The 16,287-nt window shown below is 33.6% G+C and carries 4 protein-coding genes; all 4 read left to right on the top strand.

Translation table 11 applies throughout. The features are described 5' to 3' along the window. The first annotated feature begins 789 nt into the window (after positions 1-789). The gene (locus COI44_RS00220; RefSeq protein ID WP_098426136.1) at positions 790-4,914 is read left to right on the top strand and encodes a S8 family serine peptidase; all 4,125 of its coding nucleotides are present in this window, start codon (positions 790-792) and stop codon (positions 4,912-4,914) included. A gap of 797 nt (positions 4,915-5,711) precedes the next feature. After that, positions 5,712-9,233 (top strand): S8 family serine peptidase, encoded by a 3,522-nt coding sequence (locus COI44_RS00215; protein ID WP_098426135.1) that lies wholly within the window; start codon positions 5,712-5,714, stop codon positions 9,231-9,233. An 800-nt stretch (positions 9,234-10,033) separates the two neighbouring features. Continuing rightward, positions 10,034-11,338 (top strand): helix-turn-helix domain-containing protein, encoded by a 1,305-nt coding sequence (locus tag COI44_RS00210; RefSeq protein ID WP_098426134.1) that lies wholly within the window; start codon positions 10,034-10,036, stop codon positions 11,336-11,338. A gap of 579 nt (positions 11,339-11,917) precedes the next feature. Beyond that, positions 11,918-16,078 (top strand): S8 family serine peptidase, encoded by a 4,161-nt coding sequence (locus tag COI44_RS00205; protein WP_098426133.1) that lies wholly within the window; start codon positions 11,918-11,920, stop codon positions 16,076-16,078. Positions 16,079-16,287 lie beyond the last annotated feature (209 nt).

Here is a 16,287-nt window from a genome sequence, read left to right as displayed (position 1 = left end):
TGTGTAACTATTTGTCTATTGGGTTATTAAAGTCTTAATAAAGTAATGGCTCAGCTTTGATTTTGCAAAAAGAGCCATTATTTATAAAAATAATTGGCAAATATTGAGCAACTTTTTGAAGATTAATTGATAATCTCATAATAAAAAGAAGATCATTGCTTAGAGGGATCTACCCCTCACTGCAGCAGTTTATCGACTTGGAAAGACTGAACTTATAATACGATTAGTGGTACTTTGATGGGGGGTATCATATATATGATTGCACTAACTACGCGAAAAATAATGATTTTTAAATGAATCTGAAACAGTAGCAGGTAATGAACATGCATCAGAATTTGGGGTACAAACCGCAAACAAATAAAAAATAATTTAATGTCCTATTGGAATGATATTTTCCAATAAGGTTTTTTTGCACGTTAAGAAAATATAAATTGGCAGAAGGAAGTTTATTCGAAGTGATGGCCAATTTTAGGAATTAAGTTAGGTCAAACTACGCCTCTGTATTCGCCTTAACGGCCGCAAGTAGGTGTGTTTTATTTATAAATGCATTACTGAATACCAGGCTTGTTTATAACTACTAAGTAAATGTTGTTCACTATTCTTAGGGAATATAGTCGAAAATGGTAATATTTTTTTTGTACTATCGATAATAAAGGATTAAAATAACCCATTTGACTATAGATTGAATTTTCTGAATAATTAAAGTTGAAAAGAAATTAAATGATCGTTAAACAGATCTTAGCCATCATTTAATTTTAGTGGCAACAATTAATTACTAGGAGGAAGAAAATGGGGAAATCGGTACAAAGAAGTAAGATTGTAAAAAGCATGACTGTTTTAGCTTTATCGTCTAGTTTTCTTTTAGCTTCATTTGGTAATGTAAATGTATCAAAAGCTGTTAGCTCTACGAACGTTGAGGACATGCTCGCTAAGTTAACACCAATGCAAAGGGCTGCTTTAAACCAACTATCAACGAATGCAACAACAGGTCTTCAAATTTCTTCTGATATAGATCTAAGTACTATAGAACAAGCAAATGTCATTGTTGAGTTTGTACACAAGCCTGCAAAAGTTGCTCAAATTGAAGCTAGTCTAGATGGGCAGAAATTATCAGAAACTGAGGCTACACAATTAGTTGATCAAGATCATAATACCTTTCAAGAAGATGTGGACCAATTATTAACAGATGAAAATAAATCAAAAGTAAACTATACAATTAATCGTTCATATAAACATACTTTTAACGGTGTTTCGATTAGCCTACCAGCAAACCAAATTAAGAATCTATTAAAATCGAAGGCTGTAAAAAATATATGGAGTGATGAGACGTTTTCAATCGATCAACCTAATCAAAAGGAACAAAGTGAACAATTAAAGGCAGATGAATTTAACATTGCAAACTATTCACCTTATGATGGATTAGATCGTTTACATGCCGAGGGCTATACGGGGAAAGGCATTAAAATAGGTATTCTTGATACAGGAATTGATTATAACCATCCTGATTTAAAAGATGCCTATAAAGGTGGCTATGATTTCGTTGATAATGATAATGATCCGATGGAAGCTACATATGCTGATTGGAAAAAATCAGGAAAACCTGAACTCTCGGGATCAAATACATATTATACAGAACATGGTACACATGTTGCGGGAATAATCGGCAGTCGAGGTGTTGCTGATACTGAATATAAAACTGTTGGAGCTGCGCCAGAGGCAGATATTTATTCATACAGAGTTCTTGGACCATATGGAGCTGGAAAAGGTTCAGACATTATAGCAGCGCTAGATAGAGCAGTAAGTGACGGTATGGATATCATTAATATGTCACTAGGTGCAACAATAAATGATCCGCTTTTTGCGACTTCGGTAGCTGTAAACAATGCTGTTCTAAGTGGCGTTACGACTGTAGTCGCTGCCGGTAATAGTGGAAATGGAATGTATACACTTGGCTCTCCAGGATCATCAGCATTAGCATTAACAGTTGGTGCATCAACTAGTGCGATTAATCTTTTCCAGTTTTCAGGTTTTCAAAATAATAAAGAATATACTGTAAGAGAATTAGCCAGAAACTACACAGATGATCTAACGGCATTAAAAGGAAAAACGTTTAATCTAGTTGATGTTGGTTTAGGAAAAGGTATTGATTATAACGGAAAAGATCTAAAAGGAAAAATTGCTTTTATTCAAAGAGGGGAAACTTCTTTTATTGATAAAATCAAACTAGCGAAGGCTAAAGGGGCTGTTGCAGTAATAATTTATAATAATGACGTCAACAAAGCTGAAGGGATCATACAAGGGTATGTCGGTGAATCTCTATTAGCTATTCCTACATTTTCGATGTCAAATGAAGATGGCCTAGCAATCTCAAATGCGATTAAACAAGGAAATTCTGACTTTACTTTTGGAGATTATACGAAATTTAAAACACCTGAGGATGAACTAACATCATTTAGTTCAAGAGGACCATCTCGCATAAATTATGACATAAAGCCAGAAGTAACGGCACCAGGTGCAGCAATTCTTTCGACTGTTCCATTTTATGTAAATAATAAAACAGTGGATGGAACGAAACCTGAAGATTATAAAATTGCATATGAACGCCTATCTGGAACATCAATGGCGACTCCGTATGTTGCAGGAGTGTCAGCACTATTACTACAATCAAATAAAAATCTACAGCCTGCAGATGTGAAATCGATTTTGATGAATACGGCTGATCCTTTAAAGAAGGATTATAGTGTATATGAAGTTGGTAGCGGAAGAGTAGATGCATATGAAGCAATTCACTCAAACGTAGAATTAAATGTAGTAGATAGTACGCCAACAATTATTGATGGAAAAGAAAAATCAATTAAAGAGTTAACAGGTGCGATGAGTTTTGGGTCATTTAGTTTCAAAAACGAAGAAATTTCGGCGAACAGACAAATTATACTAAACAATAGAAGTGAAAAAGCGAAGACTTTTAGTATTGATGTTAAATATCAAACTGGATTAAGAGGATCTAGAGATGCAAGTTTAAATGATGTTACATTAACTGGTCCTTCATCAGTGACTTTAGATGGAAGTAGTCAAAAACCGATTAACTTTCATTTGAAAATACCTGCAAATGCCGAAAAAGGAATATATGAAGGGTATATCGTCTTTACGAATGATGCAGATCCAACTGAACAATATCAAATTCCATTTGGCGTTCACTATGTAAAAGAAGGATTTAATTCAGCGGCTACATACAATAAGATGATGACGTCAGATTATACTAATTATTACCCATTACTTGAATTTAACGCAGGTGCAACTTTTAATTTAAGTTCTAGTATGGAAACGATTGATTTTGTTTTACTTGATAGTGAAACAGATGAAGAAATCGGTTATTTAGGACAAATCCCTGCATCGCAATTGGATGAAAATACTGATTATTATGTCACTGGTGTATTTACCGGATACTATAATCCTTTCACTAATGACCCGAAAAACCCAGTATCCTCTACTGTAGTAAAAGGACCTTATGGTCCAGCACATTATAAAGTAAAAATGATCGGAACAAATAGAAATGGTAAATCATTTTCGATGACTGACCATGTAATGATTGATATTACTGGCCCTACTTTTACAACAGATTTAGAAGAAGGCGTTATTGAGGTTAAACCCGGTACAACTTCTTATCCAATTAAAGGTACAGTTTTTGATAAAACCCAAGATGATTATCATACGCAAGGTATTTCAATTGACCAATCGGGTAATTTTATACAGGTAAAAAATAATAGTGCTACCTTTACAAATGGTTTCAATGTTGATGCAAAGGGAAACTTTGCATATAATATCCCGATTAATCCCTCTGCTAAAAGTGTAAATGTTGAACTTGCAGGATATAATTCAGCAAAGATTGGTACAAGAAACAAATATTTTACATTTATTCCAGAAGGCACTCCACTTGTTTATGGAAGTGTTAATCAAAAAATTGTAAATGCAGGTGAAAATGTAAAGGTGAACCTAACAGCATATAACGTTACTGATGCAAAAAAAATAGCTAGTAGCCTTTCATTTTCAAATAATCAATTAGAATTTGTAGATGTAAAACTTAATCCAGCAATTGAAAAATTTGGTTCAGCGAAACTCACATCTAATTCAGCTCCATCAGGATTGAATACAAATGTAAATGTAAATATAGAGATGACTAACGGAACAGTGACAGGTGATGTACCATTTGCAGAAGTAACGTTAAAAGTAAAAGATAATACTTATAATTTTTATGCACCTTTTAAATCATCGTCTGCATCTTATATAAACGAATCTAACCAATCAATTGCAATGAATTCAACAATTCCACCGATTTGGAGTAAAGCAACTTATTCAAAAATATCAGGAAGTATTGGAAGTCCAGTATCATTGCAAAAAGAAGGTAAGAGTGCATGGAGAGTAGCCCCATCGCAGATTGGCGCAGTTCTTTCAGTAAAGGATCAAAACGGTAACATCAACCCAGGAGTTATAAATCAATTTGGCCAAGTATCCGTGGATAAATTACCGAAAACACTCGATGAAATGGTAGTATCACTCGATATTCCTGGCCATTTCACAATATATGAACCTTTCCATGTGGGCTTCCTAGATGACGAAGGCACACTAACTGCTCATTGGAATCCTGAAATCAATTTTAATGCTGCAATTCCTGGAGACGTTAATAAAGATAATGTCATTGATTTGAAGGACGCCTTAGCGATCCAAACTAATTGGGGAACTGAAAGTCGCAGTGCAGACATTAATTTTGACAAAATCGTAGACGCAAAAGACTTTGCATTCATCGAAAATAATTACTTAATGCAAAATCCAACGGTGGAAAACGCTCCAAAACCTCTAGAAAAATATAAATCAAAATCACTTGAGGATATTAAGAAAGAGTTAGGGTTGAATTAATTAATCGAATGGAAAAGACGACTGTTATTAAGTCGTCTTTTTTCAAGTTTAAAAAATCATACCGAGTTGTCTGAATATCTTCTGATTCTTTAAAATTTCACTTGAAGTACTTGAAAAAGTTTTAAGTACAACTTGGGGTAGTGGTTAGAAGTTTTATAGTATTTTAGTAATTCATTGCTTTAAATATTAATCTTAGAAGAGGAGCGTGTCCCAAAAGTACATCTTTTTAGGGGCACCTTTTTTTTGAAAAAACAAGAATATCCTCCCTTTTGATAGATTGACATTGATTCAATAAAATGGAGCCTATTATCTTTTCGTCTCTTCATTTAGGTAGCCATTGACCGCTATAGCATCCAAAAATGAAGATAGAGACTTGTCTTGAAAATAATAAAGTTGAACTATTTAAGCTATATTTAATTCTTTCTATTTTACTATTTTTATTTGTACTTCAAGTCAGAAATTCATAATTTTTTCCTTTAATTTGTAATTTAATCAATAAATTTGCTCATCCACTTAGTTGGATTATCCCGATTAAATCATTCTTTTTAGAAGCCTCTCGACCAAATAAGTTAAAATTCCCTTATTTTCTACTTGAATTTTTGTTTTTTTATTTTTATACATAGGTCTAAAGGTCATATAAATAACCCAATATGATTCTTGCAACAACGCAATTAAAATTAGTATTGTACCAGATTTGGCCAAAGAATGAGTAATCAATCTTTTTGGTGCTTTTGAGTTAAATCTATTTCATTTTAATAGATTAAGAAAATGAAAGTTTACTGTAGAGGAGAGTAAAAATGAAAAAGAAAAAAAGTTTTCCTTACAAGGTACTTGCAACAACAACTTTGGTTACAATGTTATTTACATCAACAGGATTTGCTGAAGGAACAGAGGAAAATCAGATCCCAGCTCCAAGTATTGAAGAAATTGTAAAACAAGGTCAGCAAATTTTTGTTGATGAGCAAAAACAAACTGCTGCAGATGCGGTAGATGAGTTTGGCTATAAAGATTTAAAAGAGAAGGGAATAGTAAAACCTTATAAACCAGAAGAAAAAGTACGTGTAATCGTTGAAGTTGAGAAGCCGGCAACAGCCTCGGAAGAGTCTAATCAAAGTAAAAGAGCACATTTTAAACAAAAACAAGATGAAGCGATTGAACACATTTCTGAGAAATCAGATGTGAAAGTTAAACAGCGTTTTTATGAAGGATTTAATGGTTTTAGTGTAGAAACTGAATTTCGTAACTTAGAGGAAATTCAATCGACTCCAGGTGTAACAAATGTACATATCGCAAGAAAATTTCAGCCTTCTATGGGGGCAAGCAAAGAATTAGTACAAGCTCAAAAAGTATGGCAGGATTATGGCTATCAAGGAGAAGGATTACTTGTTGCTATAGTCGACACGGGAATAGACTATACTCATAAAGATATGACGTTGACGGAAAAAGGAAAAGCAAAGGAAAAGTATTCGAAAGAAAGTATTCAAAAGAAATTCGCGGAAACTGGTGTGGGCGAAGTATGGTACAGCGACAAGGTACCAACAGGATATGACTGGGCGGATCATGATACAGATGTCATTCCACACAGTGCAGGGAATTCACACGGTATGCATGTTGCAGGTACAGTAGGAGCGAATGGTGACGAAGCAAATGACGGAGTAAAAGGTATAGCACCAGGAGTACAGTTGTTGGCAGAAAAAGTATTCTCTGATAATGCAAATGGAGCATATGAAGATGATATTATTGCTGGTATCGAGCACGCGGTGACAATGGGAGCAGATGTCATTAACATGAGTTTAGGAACTGACGCAGGTTTCGTAAGTGAAGAAGATGATCCAATTCAAAAGGCGATTCGTGAAGCAACCGAACAAGGTACGCTTGTAGTTGTAGCGGGAGGAAACTCTGCTTATAGCACAAAAAATAATCTAATACCATCTTCCGTAAAGCCGTATGCTGAAAGTCCAGATATTGGAACAGTTGGTGAACCAGGAGTAAGCCCATATGCTTTATCTGTTGCTTCCTATGAAAATACGAGTATACATGTGGCAGCCCTTAAATCTGAAGATGGTTTACAGTTACCATACCAAGACCAAACACAGTTTAATATGAGGCTTTCTAGTGTATTATCGCCACTTGAATCTTACGAGATGGTATATGTTGGAGAAGGTAAAACAGCTGATTTTAAAGATAAAGATGTGACAAATAAAATTGTTGTTGCAAAACCAAATGCAAAATATGGTTCATATACTTATATTCAAACCGAAGCGAAAAAGAAGAATGCAAAGGCAGTAATCCTTGTACCTGCGAATGAAGATGTTGACTATCCATTCGTATATTTTAGTCCTTACTTTACACCTGCTGCAACGACTAGCAGAGCAGTTGGAGCTACTTTGATTTCTCAGTTAACGAGCGGTCATATTGTGAAAATGAAACCGTCAACTGGAATCTATGTTGAAAATCCAAATAAGAATACGATGTCATATTTCTCATCTTATGGTACACCACATACATTAGACTTTAAGCCTGAGATTTCTGCACCCGGTGGTAAAATTTATTCGACTGTTCCAGGAAATCAATATGAGGTAATGAGCGGAACATCTATGGCAAGTCCTCATGTTGCAGGAGGTTCAGCATTAATACTGCAATCACTATATGAAAAAGGTTTAACTCATTCAGAAGAAACAGCTTTAAAAGCAAAAATTGCATTAATGAATACTGCAAAGTTAGTTCTTGATCCTTCTACGAATAATGAAGTACCGTACTCCCCACGCGTACAAGGTTCGGGCTTAATGCAAATTGAAAATGCGATTAAAACACCAGTACTTGTGACAAGAGAAAAAACTTCGCTTGAGCAAGCAGGAGCAGTTGCGTTAAAAGAGATTAAATCTGATAATGTACACTTCAAATTAAATGCAGAAGCGCTTCAAAATCTGAATATAAAAGATTTAGAATATCAAGTATATGTTGACGTTTTAACGGACGGAAAAGAAACAAAAGATTTTGACCTAGACAATGATGGGAAATTGGATTCAAAAGAATATTTAACGTTAAAAAGCGAGCGTGTACAAGGTGCTATCGCATCTGTGAATGGAGAAACAGTATCGTCTACAGCAGGGAAAACATTAAAAATTAAACCAGGACAAGAAAAAAATCTCGATATTCAAATTCAACTTCCGTCAAGCTTAAAGAAAGGTACATTTGTTGAGGGGTATGTCCGTTTAGTTCCATCTGGTAAAAACAGTGAGTCAGCAGTTCCTTTAACGCTTCCATACATGGGTTATTATGGTGAATGGGATCAACCACAAAATATTGATCCTGCAGCATATGAAAAAGATGCGTTCTTAGGATATACGACACTTTGGAATGACGAACCATTTTCTGAAAACACATTCCCATTAGGATATGATCCAAAAACAGCAACATTTAATAAGGATCGAATTGCTATTTCTCCTAATGCTGGATTAAATACAGTGTTCCCAACATTTACTGTATTACGTAATTTAGAAAAGACTGAAATGTACGTGGAGAATGAAAATGGAGAAATGATTAAATACTTAGGTGACTTTAGTGAATATACTGGAAAGCCATGGAAGTTCCGTAAAAATATTATGTCTTACCGCGACTATATGAATGGTGGTTATGTATGGGATGAAACAGACGAAAACGGAAAAGTTGTTAAGGATGGCATATATAACTATGTAATTAAATCAACATTAGATTATAAGGATGCGAAACCACAAACCGTGAAACTTCCTTTCCATGTTGATTCAGTTGCTCCTGTTGTATCCGATATTCAAGTAAAGCCTAAAGATGGTCAATATGAAATTTCATTCAAAGCCACAGACAATGAAAAAGGAAGTGGCTATTACGGTGCGATTGTATGGTATAACGGCAAATATAAGCCTTTACAACCAGGTCAAACATCTGTACTTATAAAAGAAGAGCCTAAGAGTGTTGTTGTATTAGGTTCCGACTATGCTTTAAACCACAGTTACACAGTTTGGGGAGACTCTTCTTATATTAATGAAGGAATGCTTGTTAGCTATTTCAGTGTATACCCAAATAAAAATGTTAATGCAAGTACTCCTGCTCTAATCAGTGGTTATGCGAATAACAAAGTGAATTGGAAAATTAATGTTAAGGATGTAAATGGCAACCTTGTGGATTCTTTTAATGTTGATAATCAAGTTGAAATTCACTTAAAATGGGCTCCGGAGTCTAGCATACCAAGTGGTACTTATACAATATCAGCAGATGTAGAAAATAAAGGTGGCTTTAAAGTAACTACAAAACCACAGACAGTTACCGTTTTACAAAAATAATGTATCAAAAATAAAAATGCAGGAAAGAATGTTTCCTGCATTTTTATTTTGTCATCTATTTTTATTCACACGGTAAAATTGAAGTAAGAAAATAAAACTAATTAGTATACTATTTAGAATTAATAGGTGAGGAAATATTATTTATCTCAATTTTGTATACTACTCTAATGATCGTTATATTCGTTTATCTTTTGGTATTATTGTCGCTTAAGTCATAGTTAAAAAGTATGCCCATTTTTGCATAGTCTGTCTTCTTTAGTGTCTACTTGAAAGAGGGTAAACTATTAAGTCGTCTTTTTTTCAAGTTTAGAAAACCTCACCAGTTGTATGAATATCTTCTGATTCTTTAAGATTCCGATTGAAGTATTTGAAAAAGCTCAAGTACAGTCCAAGGGTTGGGATTAGAATTTTTAAAGTATATTAGTCATTCATTGCTTAAAGTGTTTATTTTAAGAGAAGCATTTTTCCTGATTTGGAAAAATGTTTTTTTATGATTCGGAATTATAGAAGTCCTCTGACTATTCCTTCTTAATATAAGATTATCTTATTATAATTTTAAACTAATTAATTTTATTAGAAAAGATTGTTCTTGTATAATAAAACCAATACATATTGATGTTAGAAAATTGAAAAAATATTCGGAAAAACGAATCCAATCCTTTGGAATACTACATTTACGTCATAACTCAAACGAACGAAAAAACAATAATTTATTGCAACTGAAAAGAAATGTAATGACATAAACAAAAATTACTAAACTGAACTATTTCTAATAATGTCGGTTCATTAAGGAGGCTAAAATGTTAGTCGGAGAAATTTTCAAATTTTATCGTGAGAAAAATGGAATCAGCCAATCAAACCTAAGCAAAGAGATTTGCTGTAAAACATATATTAGTAGATTCGAAGGTGGAAAGGTGAATATATCACCTGATATTTTATCCAAATTAACAGAACGGTTAGGGATTGATCTAAACAAAGAAATGAAAGCATTACACCATATTGAACAGAGGTTAAAAGATTGGGATCTTGCCATTATTATGCAAAATTCCATTCAAATTGAGGAGATAAAATTAGAATTAGAAAATATACCGTTTATCAAAGCTTCTAAATATGCAGTGTATTATCACTTATTAACAGCAAGGTACTATCTTCATAAGAAGATGTTACCTGAAACTAAATCGATAATCGAATATGCGGAAAAAAATTTCCAGACGATTTCTGATGTTGAAAAAAATCTTCTTCTACACATTAAAGGAATGTATTGTATTAGTACATATCGGACTACTACGAGTGAAGATTATCGAACTGCCGTTAAAGTTTTAAAACAAATTAATATAGAAGAATACAAAAATGAGGAATATTACTATCACTTAGCACTTGGCTATCATTATGCAAGGGGAAAAGTACTAGCTTATACCTATGCTCAAAAGGCAAACGATTATTTCATTAAAACACGTAACTATTTACAAGCAATAAATGCTCAAACTTTAATGTTAATGCAATTTGAAAGTGAAAATGATATCGATTTTAAGGAATTAATTGAAAGCTATATGAATTTAATTCATAATTGCGAAAGTATAGGCGCTAATGAAAAAAAACGTATTCTTTTAAATAATTTAGGTGTAGAGTTCTTTAAACGAAAAGAATTCGTACAAGCTGCACATTATTTTAAGAAATCATTAATCACGACAGAACATTCATCAATCTATTACTTACGACGATTCTACAATTACATTGAATCATGCTCGGAAGGACAGTTATTGAATAAAGAAAATCTTTTAGAGGAAGTAAAAAAAGGAATTGCTTTAGCTAAGAAACATAATAGCCCGATTCATCTCACGTTATTTAACCTCTTACTTTTGAATTGTAAAAATAATCGAAGTGGGTATTATGACTATTTGGCAAAGGTTGCCATTCCGCAGTTTGCTTCAACAAATAGTGTTACTTATTATGAGCAGTACGGGAAAAAATTATATAAATACTATATGGAATTAGGTCAATATAAAGAAGCAATCGAATTGATTCAGTTCTTTAGGGATGCTGGTAATCAACGTAGTATTCCCATCGAAACCAATCAAGTAAAAGCGGAATTGAAATGGATTTAATCATAGAAATTTTAGGAGAAGTTTTAAATACTGGCTTCTCTTTTTTGTATATTAAGAAAGTATAAATTGGCAGCGGAGAAAAAACTCTACGTAGTTGCCAATTTTAGGAATTAAGTATAAGTGCAACTACGCCTCTGTCTTCGTCTAAAGGCTCGCCAATCGGCGAGTTTTCTTTATTTTGGTAATCATTGTAGCTAATTTATAAGTAGATTAGTTGATTTCTACCCTAGGTTGCTAGTTTTTAAGTGAGGAGGACGTTGAGATTCATTTAAAAATCACGACTCTAGATTCTCACATAGCCCGAAGCACCTAAAGTAAGGAGGTGAAAAAACTAGGGAAGTGTTATGACAAAACTTTCGAATAGTACAAGGAAAAATAAGACTTTATTATTAAATTTTTATAATTTTTAATTTTACCAGAAAATTCTAATTATTTATAATAATATCAATAGTTAGGGAAGGGGATCGAGTTAAGTTGGGGTTGGAAATCATGCTTTCGTTTTAATCCAAATTAGATAAAACCTCGTTATGTATTCGGATAATTTTTATAAAAATAAATAGGCACAGGGAGACTTTAGAAATGAAGAAAAAGAGTATGGTAATAAAAAGTTTTACTGTTATAGCATTAACATCAAGTTTTATAGTAGGTTCACTTGGACAAGTATCTCACAATACAAAAGCAGCTAGTCCAAGGAATGTAGACGAACTACTTGCAAATTTAACTTCGGAACAAAGAGCGGCCCTTAATCAACTTTCAACAAATGAAGAGACTGGTCTTCAAATTTCTTCAGATATTAACTTAAGCTCTTCAAATCTAACATCTGTCATTGTTGAATTTAACAATAAACCTGCTAAAATTGCTCAAATTGAAGCAAGTGTAGAGGGGCAATCATTATCTGAAACTGAAGCATCTAAACTGGTAGATCAGGACCATAAAACGTTTTCAAATGATGTAGTGAAAGTATTAACTAATGAAAATAATAAAAAAGCAAATTATAAGATTAATCGTTCATATAAACATGCTTTTAATGGTGTCTCGCTTAGTCTACCAGCAAATCAAATTAAGAATCTATTAAAATCCAAAGCAGTGAAAACAGTTTGGAGTAACGAAACATTTTCGATTGATCCTCCAACAAAAGAAGAAAATAATGAACAGTTAAAAACGGATGAAGCAAATGGTGCGAATTATACACCTTATGATGGTTTAGACCGATTACATGCTGAAGGGTATACAGGTAAAGGAATTAAAGTCGGAATTCTTGATACAGGAATCGATTACAACCACCCAGATTTAAAGGAGGCATACAAAGGTGGATATGACTTTGTTGGTAACGACAATGATCCGATGGAAACGACGTATGCCGATTGGGTAAATGCTGGAAAACCGGGAACAGCGGCGAACTATTATACTGAACATGGTACACATGTTGCTGGGATTATAGGTGGGCGTGGAGTAGCAAACAGTGAGTATAAAACAGTTGGTGCAGCACCTGGAGCAGACTTATATGCTTACAGAGTACTTGGACCTGGTGGTAGTGGTACAAGTGAAAATATTATCGCTGCGATCGATCGAGCAGTTCAAGATGGTATGGATGTCATTAATATGTCGCTAGGAGCATCAATTAATGATCCACTTTATGCAACTTCAATTGCTGTAAACAATGCTGTACTAAGCGGCGTAACTACTGTCGTAGCAGCAGGTAATAGCGGGGATCAAATGTATACATTAGGATCACCTGGTGCTGCCGCATTAGCGTTAACAGTCGGTGCATCATCAATCGCACTTGATATTTATCAATATGCAGGTGTGCAAGATGGCAAAAATTATACGTTAAGACAATTAGCAAGAAATTATAAAGATGATTTAACGACATTAAAAGGAAAAACGTACCAACTTGTTGATGTTGGTTTAGCAAATCCAGCAGACTTTAATGGAAAAGATTTAAACGGTAAGATCGCGTTCATTAAGCGTGGATCAATTGCATTAATTGATAAAATCAAAAATGCAAAAGCAAAAGGTGCGGTCGGTGTATTAATGTATAACGATGAAACAAACAAAGCTGAAGGACCAATTCAAGCATTCTTAGGTGAATCAGTCGATGCGATTCCTGCATTCTCCGTTTCAAATGATGATGGTATTACAATCGCAGCTGCAATTAAAGCTGGTAAAACAGACTTCACATTCGGCGATTTCACAAAATTAAAAACTGCTTCTGATGAATTAGCGCAATTCAGTTCTAGAGGTCCATCTCGAGTGAACTATGATATTAAACCAGAAATAACTGCACCTGGTGTATCAATCCTTTCGACTGTACCATTCTATGTAAACGATAAAACAGTTGATGGATCAAAACCAGAAGATTACAAATATGCGTATCAGCGCTTATCAGGTACTTCAATGGCTACACCTTATGTAGCAGGGGTTTCAGCACTATTACTTCAATCAAATAAAGAGTTAAATCCGGAAGATGTTAAATCAATCTTAATGAATACTGCAGATCCTTTATCAAAAGATTACAGTGTTTTTGAAGTAGGTAGTGGCCGAGTAGATGCTTATGAAGCTATTCACTCAAATGTAGAATTAGAGGTAGTGGACAAGACACCTACAATTATTAATGGAAAACAAAAATCCATTAAAGAATTAACTGGTGGAATGAGTTTTGGCTCATTTGGATTTGACAATCAAGATATCGCTGATTCACGTACAGTTACATTAAAAAATCGCAGTGAAAAAGCAAAAACATTCAATGTAAATGTTAAATTCCAAAGTGGATTAAGAAGCTCGAAGGATGCAGCTCAAAATAATGTGACATTAACTGGACCTTCAACTGTAAAATTAAATGGAATTAGCCAAAAATCAATTAAGTTCAACTTAAACATTCCAAAAACAGCAGAAAAAGGAACATATGAAGGTTATATCACTTTCACGAATACAGGGGATTCAACTGAAACATACCAAATTCCATTTGGTGGACGTGTTATAAATGAAGGTATCGATACATTTAAAATTGAAAATCCAATCTTTTCAGACGAAGGCGCTTGGCCACAAACTAGTTATCCAGATCTTGACTTTTCGATGAATCTAAAATCGCATATGAAGACTTTAGATGTCGTATTACAAGATCCAAATACAGGTGAAGATTTTGGACTTGTAGGAAGTTTTAATACACTTCTTCTAAATGAAAATCAAACATATTTTGTTGGACCAGCTTTTAACACATATTATTATCCATTTACAGATGATCCAAAAAATCCAATTAGCAGTGATCCTGTCAAAATAAATACGGGTCATTATAAATTAAGACTAGTTGGTTCAAATGAAAAAGGTAAAACATTCTCAGCGGCTTCTGATTTCTTATATGAAGTGGGAGCTCCAACAATAACTTCTAGCTTTGATTCGTTAGATCAAAAGGTTATCGAATATGATGAAAGTCAGTTAGATTCTAAGGGAGAATTTTTATATGATTTTAATATAAACGTAAAAGATCCTGAAGTTGAAGAAGCAAATAATTATGGTATCAATGTTGATCAATCAAGCAATTCAGTTGTTTCGTCTTACAATTGGGGTAGACCAACTTTACCATCATATACAGATAAAAATGGAAATTATGAGGAGAATCAAATTTTAGTTAGAAGTCAGATTCAACCTTTAACCGTTCAATTTTATGGATTAGACGCAGCGAGAAATGCAACTGCCGATGCTTCTGCTATGCTAAAAGTTGCTTTTGTTAAAAATACTTACCCTTACTATTATTTAAAAGCAAATAAAAAAACTGTAACTACAGGTGAATCGGTAAATTACAGTGTTCGTTCGAATAATATTAAAAACTTAAAAACAACAAAAATTACACTGCCAGTCGATACAAATTTAGCTGCAATTGAAAATGTTGTTGTAAATGATGCAGTTAAACAATACGGTGACGCACAAGTATCTGTGACAACTACTCCTTATTGGGATAGTGTATTAAATTATACGTTTACATTTACGTATTCTGGCACTAAACCATTACCAGAAGATTTGAAGTTATTTAATTTCGATATAAAAACACTCGATAAATATACGCGTTCAACTCCATTCTTATGGCATATAATGAATGCTACGACAATTGACCAATCAGATGTTCAGTCGGAAAATGTCTATTCTTATATGGAATGTTATACGACTAAATCGAATTTTTCATTACTAGAAGGCTCATTACAATTAGAAGGGGCGAAAGATCCGGCTACTGGTGAAAAGAATTATTCAATTGATCAAAGTAAAATCGGTGCAAAAGTAACGGTTACTTCATATGATGGAAAAACTGTTGTTGAAGCTCCTATAACATCTAAAGCTGGTAGTTATATTGCTGAAGGACTTAAAGCAGATAAAAATGCTTATACAGTAAAAGTAGATGTACCGGGTCACTTTACGATGCAAAAACAATTATATTTATCGAATGAAGTTCGTGGTGAAACAATTGGAAAGAGATTAAGATACTTACTTGAAACAGCATCAGCTGGTGATGTAAATAAAGATACTGTGATTGATATTTTAGATGCAATAGCTGTACAAACATATTGGGGGACAAATAAAGCATCTGCAGATTTTAACTTTGATAATGTTGTGGATAAGAAGGATATGGATTTCATCATAAAAAATTATGGTTTGCAAAATCCAACGGTAGCAAATGCACCAAAAGCGAAAACTTCTTATAAAGGTGTTACGTTAGACACAGTATTAAGTCAGTTAGGTTTAGAATAATAAAAATCAATTGGAAAGGGGAAGTCGTATAGCGGCTTCTCTTTTTTAATATGTCTGTTTTAGCAAAATAGGTGAAAATCTATTAATAAGATAAACTAATTTTCGACTTAGGATGTTCATTTTCTGTTGGCAGAAACTGAGCACTATACAATAAGCGAAATTCATTACGTATTTTTAGTATATTTTTCACAAAACATTTTATCAAAAAA

Source organism: Bacillus sp. AFS088145, assembly GCF_002564465.1.
GTDB lineage: Bacteria > Bacillota > Bacilli > Bacillales > Bacillaceae_G > Gottfriedia.
This window is presented reverse-complemented; position numbering and strand designations above follow the sequence as displayed.